The sequence below is a fragment of the Micromonospora sp. PLK6-60 genome (assembly GCF_019890675.1).
Classification (GTDB): Bacteria; Actinomycetota; Actinomycetes; order Mycobacteriales; family Micromonosporaceae; genus Micromonospora.
The window spans coordinates 34,414-47,003 of record NZ_JAIOAA010000017.1 but is presented as its reverse complement, the minus strand read 5'-3'; the positions used below and the strand labels follow the sequence as shown (position 1 = coordinate 47,003).

Sequence of the window (12,590 nt, the reverse complement as noted above, 5' to 3'; positions counted from 1 at the left end):
CGGCATGGGGCTGCAACTGCCCGGTGAGCTGGTCACCGCGTTGGGTTGGATCGGGTACACCTGGCCCGAGGCCGACGAGGAGAAGCTCTTCGAGATGGGCCAGGCCTGGCTCACCTTCAGCGGTACCGTCGCGACCGCCGCCGGTCAGGCCGGGTCGGCCGCGGCCGCGGTCTGGTCGCAGCACAGCGGTGAGTCGGTGCAGGCGTTCCAGAAGTGGTGGACGGACGCCGAGAGCGGGCCGGGCACGCTGCCGGACTACGCCCAGGCGGCGGTGCTGGTCGGCACCGGGCTGATCATCTGCGCGGCGATCGTGCTGGCCCTGAAGATCGCGGTGATCGTGCAGCTCGCGATCCTGGCGTTCGAGGTGGCGCAGGCCATCGCGACCGCGGTCGCCACCTTCGGCGCGTCGCTCGCCGAGATCCCGATCTTCCAGATGATCACGCGGGAGATCGTCGGCCTGCTGATCGACCAGGTCCTGACGGAGCTGATGGATGCCTAGCCACAAGCCGAAGGGCTCGAAGTCACGCGGCGGCGTGGCGAAGCCGAAGGTCGGCAAGCTGGTCAGCAAGGCGGTCGAGGCCGCGGCCAAGAAGCCGAAGAAGCGGATCCCGGCGCCACCGGTGACCCGTAACAACGATCTGCCGGAATTCGTCCTCAAGATCAAGCGCAAGCCGTCGTACAAGAAGGGGCCCTTCGACCGCAAGGTCAACGCGCTGAAGAAGCTCAGTGACGAGGGCAAGCTGTTCAAGCAGGCCAACCCCGTGGCCAGGGACCCAGAGCTCACCAAGGCATACCGCCAACGGGTCCGGGAGGCGATCTTCAAGAAGTACTGGCCGCCGGACGGCAAGGCCACCGAGGAGGGCAAGGCCATGGCGAACAAGCTGCTGGCCCGCCTGGGCCGGCTCGACACCGACCACGTGTGGGATCCGCAGCTGGGCGGTCCGGACACCGTCGATAATCTGAGGCTCCTGGATTCCCACACGAACCAGGACCTGGGCAACGAGTTCTGGCAGCAGATCGGGAACCTGCCCGACGGTACGCCGATCCGAATAGAGGTGATCCCTTGAACCCCGACCTGCGCGAACTCATCGTGGAGGTGCGCGCCGAACTGGCGGCGGACCAGCCCGCGACCCTGGTCTGGGCGCAGATCGAGCAGGCCGCGCCGGCCGACAAGATCCCCGCCGAGGTGCCGCAGCCGGTCCGGGAGCTGCTGGAGGTCGCCGACGGTGTCCGGGCCGGTGACTTCGAGCTGTGGGGGACCGCCGACGTCGACTACCGGCGGGACATGCTCGGCAACATGCCCGAGTTCACCGGCGTGGCCGACGAGCCCGCCGAGTGGTACTACCTGGGTGACCTGGCCCGCGAGCCGCTGCTGCTGCGGCGGGACACCGGGGCGGTCTGGTGGTTCCCGCGGACCAGCGACGACCCGTTCTATGTCCGGGGGGAGTTCGAGGAGCTGATGCCCACCCTCGAATACCTGCTCGCCGCCTACGTGTTCGGCCCCCTCTACGCCGATGTCGCGGCGCAGGACGAGTGGTGGGAGTTCCTCGATGAGCACGGCCTGACCACCGTGGACGAGGACGACGAGGAGTCGGGCGAGTGAGCGTCACGTACGAGCAGCTCGTCGGCCTGTGGGGCACCGACGGGGTGCTGCACTTCCCGGTCGACCGGTTCGACGACGTCCTCGGCCCGATCCGGCCGGAGGTCTTCCCGCCCAACGGCGCCTTCCCGGCGGACGTGCCGATCCTGTTCACCGTCGACGTCGCCGTCGAGGGCCTGGAGCTGTTCTCGAAGCTGCGCATCGAGATCGGCGACGCCGGGCCGCGCACCTACCTCGTCCTGGGCAGCTCCCCGGAGGACAGCCAGCTGCTGTTCTGCCTGGACACGCTGACCGGCGGCGTCGAGCTGCTGGACCTCGACTCGCCGAACTTCGAGCGGGTCAACGTGACGTTCGCGGCGTTCGTCGAGTTCCTGTACCGCCTCGGGCAGCTGATCGAGAACGACCCGGGCGGCCGGGAGCGGGCGGCCCGCGCCGCCGCGATCCGGGCCGACCTGATGCGGGTGGACCCGTCCGCGTTCGCCGACCCGGAGTCGTGGTGGAGCATGGCCTTCGATCAACTGGAGTCCACCGGCCGGTGACGGTTCGGGATGCGCGGGACTGGAAGCCCGCTGCGCTAGCTAACTAGACTTCCGCGCATGGCACCTGGCGCTCCCCGTCTCACCCCCCAGACGGTCCAAGTTCTGCGACTGCTCCTCGCCGACCCGGCCGTGCCTCGTTACGGCCGTGACATCGCTCGGGAGACGGGGCTCAAGACGGGAACCCTGCATCCGATCCTGGCCCGGTTGGAGGCGGCGGGCTGGGTGCACAGCTTCTGGGAGGACCCGGCCGAGCACGAGGATCAGGGGCGGCCCCGGCGTCGGTACTACCGCCTGACCGGCGATGGCGTGCGGGCTGCCCGCTCGTGCCTGGCCGACGCGGACGCCCGCAACAACCCCACCTCCTCGGCGTACCTGCTGCCGCGACCCGGCTATCAGGGATAGGAGACCGACGGTGTACGCGAGCACGTCAGGTGGTTCCGTCGCCCGCCAGGTCGGCCTCTTCCTCAGGGTCTCCGTCGATGCCGTGGCGATCAGCGGCACGGCTATCGGCTTCCTCGCCCTCTTCGCCCTCGTGCCGGATCCGCTGCGAATGCTGGGTGGGGTCGGCGTCGTCGGCGGCAGCGTGCTGGTGCTCCGCGTCAATGATCGACTTCGTGACGTGGTCGCCGCGCCGGGCGTGCCGCCCACCCCGGCCGGTCCGTGGCTTGTCACCGGGTGGAGTCGGCGGGGGCTGGCCTGTGCGGGTGCGTTGCTGCCGGCATGGGCGCGCGACCGCTACCTGGAGGAGTGGCAGGACGGCCTGTGCGAGGTCCGCCAGGGCGGCCGGTTGTCCCGGCGCCAACGGGCCGACGAGGTCGTCCAGTGCCTGCGGGCCGCGTTGGCCCTCGCCGTCGTGCTGCGTTTGCGGCGGCTGCTCGGTCGCTGAGTCCGCGCTCGCCCAGGTATTGTCAGGAAGCTATCTCTAGCTAGGTAGACATGGCGGCTCTGGCTGGTTAGATTGCTCTCAGCTCTCCGGAGTGAAACGTCGACCCCGCCGCGTCGCCGACGGTCGGGGTGTCCTGACGGGGGCGGGCGGATCTGAAGCCGTCCGGTCGGCGACGCTGGATCTGGCGACCAGATCGACAAATGTCGTCGTCATGTCTGCTGCGAACGGCGCGAACGCCGGGGAAGGTTCAGGTGGGTATCGCGGGCGTATCGGAAAACGCATACGTCACCGCAACTGTCTCCCGTCTTCAGTGGAGGTGCCACACCACCGACCGGGAGAGGACCATGATCATGGAATCGGCATCGGCACCAGGTATCCACCGACGGCGGCTGTTCCGAATGGGCGGGCTGGCCACCGCCGGCGTGGTGGCGGCCGGGGTGCCGCTCGCCGGGACCGCCCACGCCCACCCGAGCGCCCACGACCGGATCCCGCCGGACACCCGGCCCGGCGGAGCCTACGACCGGTACGTGGCGCGACTGGCCGCCGCCGGCAGGTTCTCCGGCGTGGTGTTGCTGTCGCACCGCGGCCGGACGGTGCTGTCCCGCAGCTACGGGATGGCCGACCGGGAGCGGGGGATCCGCAACCACGAGGGCACCGCGTTCACGCTCAGCTCGGCGGGCAAGCCGTTCAACGCGATAGCCATCCTGCAACTCGCCCAGCAGGGCAGGCTGCGGCTGACGGACCCGGTCGGCAGGCACCTGACGGGTTTCGCCCCGGACATCGCCGAGCAGGTGACCATCCACCACATGCTCACCGGCCTGTCCGGGCTGAACACCCCGGAGGAGGACATCCACCGGATCTTCCAGAGCCGGGCGGAGGTCCACGAGTATCAGGAACGGTGGGCCCGGCAGTCGAAGCTGGTGGGCACGCCCGGCCAGCCCAACGGGTTCCACGCCGGCGCCGAGGCCGTCATCCCCGCCCTGATCGTGGAGGCGGTGAGCGGCACGACGTACTGGGACTACGTCGAGGAGAACATCTTCCGGCGCTGCGGCATGACCGGCTCGGGGTTCTACACCCGGCCGCGGTGGCTCAGCGACCGGCGCCTCGCGCACCCGTACCTGACGCTCGCCGACGGCAGCCAGGTCGACGCCCTGCGCAACCTCGACAAGGGCAGCCCGTACGAGTACATGCTGGGTCGGAACCCGGGCCGCGCCTTCATCGACGCCCTCGGCGACGGCGGCTTCGCCACCGCACCGGACCTGATCCGCTTCGTTCGCGCGCTCGGCGACGGCACGCTGCTCGACCGGCCCTGGGCCAACGTGCTCACCGCCGGCAAGGTTCCCCTGGGCCCGGCCTCGTTCGGCACGTACGGGCCCTCGGCCGAGATCGTCGGCGGCCAGTGGGTGATCCAGCGTGCCGGTGGCAACCCCGGCGTCTGCGCCAACTGGAGCAGTTACCCGGACACCGGCTGGGCCGGCGTCATCCTCGCCAACTGCGACGACGCGCCCTTGCCGGAGATGATCGGACGGGAGACGCAGGCCGTCACCGGAGTCTCGCCCGGCGACGGCGGTGGCGGCTGACCGAGCCGGAGGTATCGCGCAGGTATGGCAAACCGCTTACGCCATCGCTACGGCCCACCGGCTTTGATGGGGGCATGACGCACAGCGCAACCCGGTCCGCCCCACCCCGCCGTACCCGTCGGATCGTGCTCCTCGGCCTGGCGGTCCTCGGCCTGGCGGGCGCGGCGTTCGTCGTGCGGCGGCCGCTCCTGATGGCTGCTCCGCAGTGCCTGGCCGGGCGGTGGCACGGCTGCTACGACACGGAGAACGGCGTGGTGCTCATGATGCTGGTCGGGCTGCCGTTGGCCGCGCTCGTGGGGTCGGCGCTGGCGCTCGGCCGGCGAGCCGCCGGCGTCAGCTCCGCGTGGCGGATGTCGCTGGCCGAGGTGGGCCTGGTCTACGGGACGGTGCCGATGGTCTGGCTGACCCTGATGCCGGGGCCGGGGGCCGGCGTCGTCCCCGGCCGGGTGAGCCTGGTCCCGCTGCGGGACCTGGTCACGATGGGGCCGATCGGGATCGGCGGCAACCTGCTGATCTTCGCGGCGCTGGGGTTCTTCGCCCCGATGCGATCCGCGGCGCTGGCGTCCGTGCCGCGGATCCTGGCGCTCGGGGCGGGCTGCTCGGTCCTGGTCGAGACCGCACAGTACGTCTTCCGGCTGGACCGGGTGTCCTCGCTGGATGACGTGCTGGTCAACGCGGCCGGCGCCGGGCTGGCCGCGCTGGCGTCGCGCCGCTGGTGGCGCACCGCGGCGGAGCTGCCGGCGGAGCAGCCTCACCCGGCGCCGGCGCCGGCGGCGGCGGACTGAGTCACATGCGGGTGCTGCTCGTGGAGGACGAGCCCTACCTGGCCGAGGCGGTCCGGGACGGGCTGCGGCTGGCGGCGATCGCCGCCGACATCGCCGGTGACGGCGACTCCGCCCTGGAACTGCTCGGCGTCAACTCCTACGACCTCGCGGTCCTCGACCGCGACATCCCCGGCCCCTCCGGCGACGAGGTCGCCCGGCACATCGTCGCCTCCGGCAGCGGCATCCCGATCCTCATGCTCACCGCCGCCGACCGGATCGACGACAAGGCCTCCGGGTTCGAGCTGGGCGCCGACGACTACCTCACCAAGCCGTTCGAGCTGCGGGAACTCGTCCTGCGGCTCAGAGCGCTCGACCGCCGGCGCGGGCACGCCCGGCCACCGGTGCGTGAGCTCGCCGGCCTGCGGCTCGACCCCTTCCGCCGGGAGGTCTTCCGCGACGGCCACCACGTCGCGCTCACCCGCAAGCAGTTCGCCGTGCTGGAAATCCTCGTCGCCGCCGAGGGCGGTGTCGTCAGCGCCGAGGAACTGCTGGAACGGGCCTGGGACGCGCACGCCGACCCGTTCACCAACGCCGTCCGGATCACCGTCTCCGCACTGCGCAAACGACTCGGCCAGCCCTGGATCATCGCCACGGTGCCCGGCGTCGGCTACCGCATCGACACCGCACCCCCCGGCCCGACGTGAGGAGCGATCGGTGGTCAGAGCCCCCGGTCTGAGCGTGCGCCTCAAGCTCACCGCCAGCTACGCCGGCTTTCTCCTGCTCGCCGGCACGCTGCTCCTCGCGGCCGTCTGGGTGTTCCTGCTGCGCTACGTGCCCACGGAACGGGTCGTGGACCCGTTGAGTCACCATCAGCAGCTTCCCCCGCTGGGCGGTCCGAGCCGGGACGACCTGCTCCGCGCCTTCGCCCCCCGGGCGGCCGCGGTGTTCGTGTTCCTGCTGCTGTTCGGTCTGTTGGGTGGGTGGCTGCTCGCCGGCCGGATGCTCGCCCCCCTGGTGCGCATCACCGACGCCACCCGGATGGCCGCTACCGGGTCGCTCGCCCACCGGATCCGGCTACCGGGCCGCCAGGACGAATTCCGCGAGCTCGCCGACGCCTTCGACGCCATGCTCGGACGACTCGAGTCCCACGTCGCCGAACAGCGGAGATTCGCCGCGAACGCCTCCCACGAACTGCGCACCCCGCTGGCGATCTCGCGGACGATGCTCGACGTCGCCCGCAAGGACCCGGCGCGGGGCCGGGACGAACTCGTCGAACGCCTGCACGCGGTCAACACCCGGGCGATCGACCTCACCGAGGCACTCCTGCTGCTCAGCCGCGGCGACCGCGGAAAGCTCCCCCACCAGCGCGTCGACCTCTCGCTCATCGCCGAGGAAGCCGCCGAGACGCTGCTGCCACTGGCCGAACGGCGCGGGATCACGCTGGAGGTGACGGGCGGGGTGGCCCGGACCATCGGCTCCGCCGAACTCCTGTCGCGGATGGCGACCAACCTCGTCCAGAACGCCGTCGTGCACAACCTCCCCGCCGGCGGCACGGTGACGGTCCGCACCGAGGCGCACGGCGGCACGTGCGCGCTGCGGGTGGCGAACACCGGCCCGCGGCTCCCACCGGAACTGGTGCCGACCCTCACCGAGCCGTTCCGGCGCGCAACGGAGAGGGTACGCATCGACGAGCACGCCGGCGTCGGCCTCGGCCTGGCCATCGTGCACAGCATCGTCCGCGCCCACGACGGGACCCTCGACCTCGTCCCGCGCTCCGCCGGCGGTCTCCTCGTCACGGTCCGGCTTCCCGGCACACCCTAGGCCCTGCCCCGCGTTTTCTTTATCTTCCCCATACCGCCCGGGACCCAGGATGGGTGGTATGCGAACCACGCTGCTGCGGATCGCCGCCCTCGCGGTCGTCGCCCTCGCGGTCCTGGTCAGCGCCCCCAAGCCGGCCCAGGCGATCGCCAACGGCGAAGACGTGGCGTCCGGTGAGTACGGCTTCTCGGTCCTGCTCACGATGACCGGCCTGCCGGCGGCCGATCAGGGCAGCCGGGACAGTTCCTGCTCCGGCGCGCTCGTCGCACCCCGCTGGGTGATCACCGCCGGCCACTGTTTCCGCGACGGGTCGGGCCGGCGCGTCGACCGGACGGTGGCCCGGCGCACCACCGCCACGATCGGCCGCACCGCCCTGGCCGACCGGACCGGACACGAGATCGACGTCGTCGCGGTGCGGCAGTCGGCGTCGGCCGACGTCGCCCTGGCCGAGCTGGGCGAGCCGGTCACCGACGTCACCCCGCTGCGGGTCGGTGCCGCGCCCGCCCGGCCCGGTGAGGTGGTCCGGCTCACCGGCTGGGGCTTGACCAGCTACGACGTGGGCGACACCGTGGACCGCCTGCAGACCGGCGAGTTCGTCGTCACCGGGGTCGACGACGTGACGGTGAGCATGGCCGGCCGGGCGCCCCGGGCCGACACCAGCGCCTGCCCGCACGACTCGGGCGGGCCGTACTTCCGCACCGGCGACGGTGACCGGCCCGAACTCGTGGCGGTGGTCAGCCGGGGCCCGGCCTGCCCGCACACCGGGGACGACACGGCCGCCCGCACCGACAACCTCGCCGCCTGGGTCGCCGCCACCACCGCCGAGGCGTCCCAGCCGGACTCACGGCTGCGCTGGCTCGGGCTTTCCCTGGCCGGGGGCGTGCTGGCGGTGCTGGTGGTGGTGATCCGCCTGCGGCGCGGTCGTCGTGGACCGGCCCGGCCCCACGGCCGGCTGGGTGATCCGGCGCGACGGCAGCCGTCCAGCGTGCGCTGAGCAGCGGCCGCGCCCGGGGCCGAGGTCGGTGCGCGGCGAGGAACCGCTCGGGCGCCGCTCGCCTACCCGAGGACGCGGTAGTCGAGGAGCAGATGGCCGGTCGGTGAGGTGGTGCTCCGGGTCGGCTCGAGCCGGATCGCCGGCACGCCGTCGAGGAGCCGCCGCCCACCGCCGGCGACCGCCGGCGCGATCACCAACCGGAGCTCGTCGACGAGGCCCGCGGCAAGCAGCGCCTGGGCGACCGAGATGCTGGCGTGCACGCCGATGTCGGCGCCGGGCTCGTTCTTCAGGTCCCGCACGAACTCGACCAGATCGCCGTCGACGACAGTCGTGTTGTCCCACTTCGGATCGAGTGGTGTGGACGTGGCGACGTACTTCGCTACCCCGTTGATGAAGGTCGCGAATGGTTCGACGTCGCTGCCCGGCCAGTACCCGGCCCACTCGTCGTAACTGCGCCGGCCGAGGATGACCGCGTCCTGCGCCGCGATGACAGCGCCGAGGTTGGCATCCATCACGTCGTCCCAGTCGCCGAAGAAGTCATCCGGCTTCTCCGCGACCCCGTCGAGGGACGACAGCTCGTAGACGACGACCTTGCGCACGTTCGACACCTCCGGTTGGCATGGACCCTTACCGCCTGGACCGGTCGCGCGACCGGAACTCATCGGTGCCCGGTGCCGCCTTTCCCGGGATGTCCTTGACTTCCGGCCCGGGCCCGCTCAACCTTCGAAGTGATTAACGTCGATGTACGGGGGATTGTCGATGAGGAATCGCATCGTCGGGCTGGTCGTCGCCGCGCTCGTCGCCGCCGCGCCGGCCCTCGCCGTGGTGCTCCCGGCGTCCGCCGCCGGCGGATGCGCCGTCGAGACGCAGATCCGGTTCCAGTACCCGTCGATGCAACGCGGCGAGCTCACCGTGGTGAGCGTGGGCCGGTCGCTGGGGGAGTGGACGCTGCGCTTCCAGCTCCGGTATCCCACCGAGCAGCTCAAGCACGTCGACGGCGTGCGCTGGGAACAGCACGGCGGGCAGGTCACCCTGCGCGGCCTCCCCGGTGCCGGGTTGCCGGCGGACCGGCGGGTCTCCTTTCCGTACGTCATGACGCGCGGGGTCAAGGGCGGCGGCCCGGCCGCCTTCACGCTCAACGGCGTCCCGTGCGGGACCGTGCTGCCGCCGGCGCCCGGCCCGACGGCCACGCCGGGCACGCCGAGCCCGACGCTGAGCCCGACCCCGAGCCTGTCACCCAGCCCGGGGCCCGACCCGAACCGGCCCCTCGTGCGGATCATCCGACCCGAGGACGGGGACCACTTCTTCGCACCGGCGACGATCACGGTCGAGGCCACCGCCACACCCGCGCCGGGCCGGCGGATCGCCCGGGTGGAGTTCTTCGGCATGGGCGACCTGCCGGAGCCGGTCCCGCTCGGCACCGACACCACCGCGCCGTACACCGCCCGGTGGCGGGACCTGCCGGCCGGCGGATACCTCCTCTTCGCCTGGGCGTACGACGACCAGGGTGCGAAGCAGAGCAGCGCGGCCCCGCTCGTGCGGGTGCTGACCCCCGGCGAGGAACGCCAGGCGCCGTACGTCAGCGTCGTGCGGGACCGGCTGTGGGGCATCTCCCCGGTCATCGACGCGGCGGCTCCCCGACCGCTGGCACCGCTCGCGCGTACCGGCGCGGAGTCCCGGTGCGTGCACGGGCAGGGCATCTGGGACGGTCCGGTCGACGCGACCGCCGTGGACCGGCTGGCCGCCCGCGGCGTGCAGGCGGTGTACCTACCGCTCAACGAGGCCTGCTGGCTCGGCCTGCCGTACGTCGACCCGCGCTACGGCGGCGAGCCGTACCGGCAGGAGGTCGTCGCGTACACCGAGCGGCTGGCGGCGGCCGGCATCACGCCGATCGTCGCGCTCACCTGGAGCCACGGCAGCTACACCGGGCCGGGGGCGGTGTGCCGGGACGAGCGGGCGGTCTGCGCCAAGCCGATGCCGGACGCCGCGCACGCCGTCGACTTCTGGCAGAGCGTCGGTCAGACCATCGGCACCGACGCGGTGGTGTACGACCTGTTCACGGCGCCGTACCCGGACCGGGCGATCGGCGATCCGGCCCTCGCCTGGACCTGCTGGCGGGAGGGGCAGGAGGCGTGTGCCGCGCTCGGCTACCCGGCGGTCGGCATGCGGGAACTGCTGGCCGCGGTCCGGACCGGCTCCTACGGCGTGCTGCTCGCCGCCGGCCTGGACGGCGGGCACGACCTCTCCCGGTGGGCCGGTCACCGGCCGGAGGACTGGGTCCACAACGTGGCCGCGGCGTGGCGGCCGGCGGCACCGGGTGACTGCCGCCCGCCGGCGCTGGCGCAGGCGCCCGTGGTCGTCACGGCCGCCTGCCGATAGGCAGGGCCTATGCCGGGACCGCCTGCGGGTCATCGGCGGCGTCGTGGGCGGCCATCGTCTCCTGCCGGTCGGGTTCCTCGCGCAGCATGGCGCAGTGCAACCAGGCGTCCGGGATGGCGAAGCCGTCCACCAGCGTGCGCAGCTGTGGGCGCAGCTCCTTGAGCAGGCCGTTCACCACGGCGGTGATCGCCTTGGCGCGGGCCGGGGTGAGCCGGCCGTGCTCCAGCAGCCAGCCCTTGTTGGCCTCGATGACGCTGAGCGCGTACAGGTCGCAGACCCGGGACAGCAGCGCCTGGACCGCCGGGTCCGCGGTGGCTTCGATGCCGGCGACGAACGCCTCCAGGGTGACCCGGTCGACGTGCGCGGCGGCGACGGCGAGGACGTGGTCCTGGACGTCGTTGAAGATGTCGAAGGGACGGTCCTTCTTCGTCGCCGCGCCGTTGCGCAGCCGGCGGACCGCGCCGTCGAGCAGGTGCCGCTCGCGGTCGTCGAAGACCTTGAGCTGCCAGCCTCGGTCGGTGACGGCGACCTCCTCGTCGCGGCCGGGCGCCGCGCTGATCAGCCGTTCGATGACCGACCGGGCGGCGGTGCGTTCGAGCACCATCTCGCGCACCTGCTCGGCGACGAAGGAGGCGCGCCCCCAGCCGTCCAGCGAGCCGAACTCGTCGCGGTAGCCGGTGAGCAGCCCCTTGGCCACCAGTTGCAGCAGCACCGTGTTGTCACCCTCGAAGGTGGTGAAGACGTCGGTGTCTGCCTTGAGGCTGGGCAGCCGGTTCTCGGCCAGGTAGCCGGCGCCGCCGCACGCCTCGCGGCACATCTGGATGGTGCGGGTGGCGTGCCAGGTCTGGGCGGCCTTGAGGCCGGCGGCCCGGGACTCCAGCTCCCGTTGCCGGTGCTCGTCGACCGGCCCGTCGCTGCCGTGCACCTCGTTGAGCGCGGCCACCAGCTCGGCCTGGGCGAAGGTCAACGCGTACGTGGTGGCCAGGGCGGGCAGCAGCTTGCGCTGGTGGGCCAGGTAGTCGTTGAGCAGCACCTCCCGGTCGGCGTCGGGGGTGGAGAACTGGCGACGGATGTCGCCGTAGCGCACGGCGATGGTCAGCGCCGACTTGGTGGCCGCCGCCGCGGCGCCGCCCACGCTGACCCGGCCGCGGACCAGAGTGCCGAGCATGGTGAAGAAGCGCCGCGAGTCGTTCTCGATCGGGCTGGAGTAGGTGCCGTCGGCGGCGACCTGACCGTACCGGTCCAGCAGCATGTCCCGGGGCACCCGGACGTGGTCGAAGCTGAGCCGCCCGTTGTCCACGCCGAGCAGGCCGGCCTTGGGTCCCGCGTCGCCGATGGTCACACCGGGCAGCGGGTTGCCCTGGGCGTCGCGGATCGGGACCAGCCAGGCGTGTACGCCGTGCCGGCGCCCGCCCGTGATCAGCTGGGCGAAGACCACCGCCATCCGCCCGTCGCGGGCCGCGTTGCCGATGTAGTCCTTGCGGGCCGCCTCGTGCGGGGTGTGCAGGTCGAAGGTCTGCGTCGACGGGTCGTACGTGCAGGTGGTGCGCAGCTGCTGGACGTCGGAGCCGTGCCCGGTCTCGGTCATCGCGAAGCAGCCGAAGATCGTGCCCGAGATGATGTCCCGCAGGTAGGCGTCGTGGTGCCGCCGGGTGCCGAGGGCCAGCACGGCGCCGCCGAACAGGCCCCACTGCACGCCCGCCTTGACCATCAGTGACAGGTCGACCTGCGCCAGCATCTCGGTGGCGACGATCGAGCCGCCGACGTCGGATGCGCCGCCGTACTCGGTGGGGAAGGCCGACGCGATACCCAGCTCGACCGGAAGCTCGGTGAGCAGCCGGCTGATCCGCTCGCGAGCCTGGTCGCCGGTCTCGCCGTACACCGGGAGGAAGCGCTCGTCGAGGTGCTCCCGGTGCGCGTTGCGGACCTTCGCCCACGGCCCGTCGAGCACTTCCCGCAGGCGGTCGAGGTCGATGTCGGACGCGTGCTCGGGCATGGTCACCTCACGACATGGCGGATATATGGTGCAG

14 protein-coding genes are annotated in these 12,590 nt (G+C 72.1%); 12 read left to right on the top strand and 2 right to left on the bottom strand.

Going from position 1 to position 12,590, the window contains the following annotated elements:
• The first annotated feature begins 4 nt into the window (after positions 1-4).
• From K7640_RS24795 to K7640_RS24745, 11 genes are all read left to right on the top strand, one after another.
• Positions 5-499 carry a hypothetical protein gene (locus tag K7640_RS24795; RefSeq protein WP_222957316.1) on the top strand — a complete coding sequence of 165 codons (495 nt, stop codon included), beginning with the start codon at positions 5-7 and terminating at the stop codon, positions 497-499.
• On the top strand, positions 492-1,067 hold the full coding sequence (locus K7640_RS24790) for an endonuclease (RefSeq protein ID WP_222957315.1): 576 nt from the start codon (positions 492-494) through the stop codon (positions 1,065-1,067). The genes K7640_RS24795 and K7640_RS24790 overlap by 8 nt, the downstream gene beginning before the upstream one ends.
• On the top strand, positions 1,064-1,603 hold the full coding sequence (locus K7640_RS24785) for a hypothetical protein (RefSeq protein WP_222957314.1): 540 nt from the start codon (positions 1,064-1,066) through the stop codon (positions 1,601-1,603). The genes K7640_RS24790 and K7640_RS24785 overlap by 4 nt, the downstream gene beginning before the upstream one ends.
• A complete protein-coding gene (locus K7640_RS24780; RefSeq protein ID WP_222957313.1) occupies positions 1,600-2,139 on the top strand; it encodes an SUKH-4 family immunity protein in 540 nt (179 codons plus the stop codon). Before K7640_RS24785 ends, K7640_RS24780 begins: the two co-directional genes overlap by 4 nt.
• Before the next feature lie 57 nt (positions 2,140-2,196).
• Positions 2,197-2,541: a PadR family transcriptional regulator gene (locus tag K7640_RS24775; RefSeq protein ID WP_222957312.1), complete on the top strand. Its 345-nt coding sequence runs from the start codon at positions 2,197-2,199 to the stop codon at positions 2,539-2,541.
• A gap of 10 nt (positions 2,542-2,551) precedes the next feature.
• On the top strand, positions 2,552-3,025 hold the full coding sequence (locus tag K7640_RS24770; protein WP_222957311.1) for a hypothetical protein: 474 nt from the start codon (positions 2,552-2,554) through the stop codon (positions 3,023-3,025).
• A 350-nt stretch (positions 3,026-3,375) separates the two neighbouring features.
• The gene (locus K7640_RS24765) at positions 3,376-4,605 is read left to right on the top strand and encodes a serine hydrolase (protein ID WP_255609893.1); all 1,230 of its coding nucleotides are present in this window, start codon (positions 3,376-3,378) and stop codon (positions 4,603-4,605) included.
• Positions 4,606-4,679: 74 nt separating this feature from the next.
• Positions 4,680-5,390, top strand: coding sequence for a VanZ family protein (locus K7640_RS24760; RefSeq protein ID WP_222957309.1), 711 nt, complete (start codon positions 4,680-4,682; stop codon positions 5,388-5,390).
• A gap of 5 nt (positions 5,391-5,395) precedes the next feature.
• Positions 5,396-6,073: a response regulator transcription factor gene (locus K7640_RS24755; protein ID WP_222957308.1), complete on the top strand. Its 678-nt coding sequence runs from the start codon at positions 5,396-5,398 to the stop codon at positions 6,071-6,073.
• A gap of 10 nt (positions 6,074-6,083) precedes the next feature.
• The gene (locus tag K7640_RS24750) at positions 6,084-7,190 is read left to right on the top strand and encodes a HAMP domain-containing sensor histidine kinase (protein ID WP_222957307.1); all 1,107 of its coding nucleotides are present in this window, start codon (positions 6,084-6,086) and stop codon (positions 7,188-7,190) included.
• A gap of 58 nt (positions 7,191-7,248) precedes the next feature.
• Positions 7,249-8,181, top strand: coding sequence for a trypsin-like serine protease (locus K7640_RS24745; protein WP_222957306.1), 933 nt, complete (start codon positions 7,249-7,251; stop codon positions 8,179-8,181).
• A 62-nt stretch (positions 8,182-8,243) separates the two neighbouring features.
• Here the strand turns inward: K7640_RS24745 and K7640_RS24740 are convergent, their stop codons facing one another.
• The gene (locus K7640_RS24740; RefSeq protein ID WP_222957305.1) at positions 8,244-8,780 is read right to left on the bottom strand and encodes a dihydrofolate reductase family protein; all 537 of its coding nucleotides are present in this window, start codon (positions 8,778-8,780) and stop codon (positions 8,244-8,246) included.
• Positions 8,781-8,940: 160 nt separating this feature from the next.
• On the opposite strand from K7640_RS24740, the gene K7640_RS24735 reads away from it, so the two are divergent.
• Positions 8,941-10,560, top strand: coding sequence for an Ig-like domain-containing protein (locus K7640_RS24735; protein ID WP_222957304.1), 1,620 nt, complete (start codon positions 8,941-8,943; stop codon positions 10,558-10,560).
• Positions 10,561-10,567: 7 nt separating this feature from the next.
• On the opposite strand, the gene K7640_RS24730 is transcribed toward K7640_RS24735, so the two are convergent.
• Positions 10,568-12,556 carry an acyl-CoA dehydrogenase gene (locus K7640_RS24730; RefSeq protein ID WP_222957303.1) on the bottom strand — a complete coding sequence of 663 codons (1,989 nt, stop codon included), beginning with the start codon at positions 12,554-12,556 and terminating at the stop codon, positions 10,568-10,570.
• Positions 12,557-12,590: the final 34 nt, after the last annotated feature.

Coding starts and splice junctions, on each gene's coding strand:
- K7640_RS24795 (WP_222957316.1), top strand. CDS start 5: ATGGGGCTGCAACTGCCCGGTGAGCTGGTCACCGCGTTGGGTTGGATC.
- K7640_RS24790 (WP_222957315.1), top strand. CDS start 492: ATGCCTAGCCACAAGCCGAAGGGCTCGAAGTCACGCGGCGGCGTGGCG.
- K7640_RS24775 (WP_222957312.1), top strand. CDS start 2,197: ATGGCACCTGGCGCTCCCCGTCTCACCCCCCAGACGGTCCAAGTTCTG.
- K7640_RS24765 (WP_255609893.1), top strand. CDS start 3,376: ATGGAATCGGCATCGGCACCAGGTATCCACCGACGGCGGCTGTTCCGA.
- K7640_RS24760 (WP_222957309.1), top strand. CDS start 4,680: ATGACGCACAGCGCAACCCGGTCCGCCCCACCCCGCCGTACCCGTCGG.
- K7640_RS24755 (WP_222957308.1), top strand. CDS start 5,396: ATGCGGGTGCTGCTCGTGGAGGACGAGCCCTACCTGGCCGAGGCGGTC.
- K7640_RS24745 (WP_222957306.1), top strand. CDS start 7,249: ATGCGAACCACGCTGCTGCGGATCGCCGCCCTCGCGGTCGTCGCCCTC.
- K7640_RS24735 (WP_222957304.1), top strand. CDS start 8,941: ATGAGGAATCGCATCGTCGGGCTGGTCGTCGCCGCGCTCGTCGCCGCC.
- K7640_RS24730 (WP_222957303.1), bottom strand. CDS start 12,556: ATGCCCGAGCACGCGTCCGACATCGACCTCGACCGCCTGCGGGAAGTG.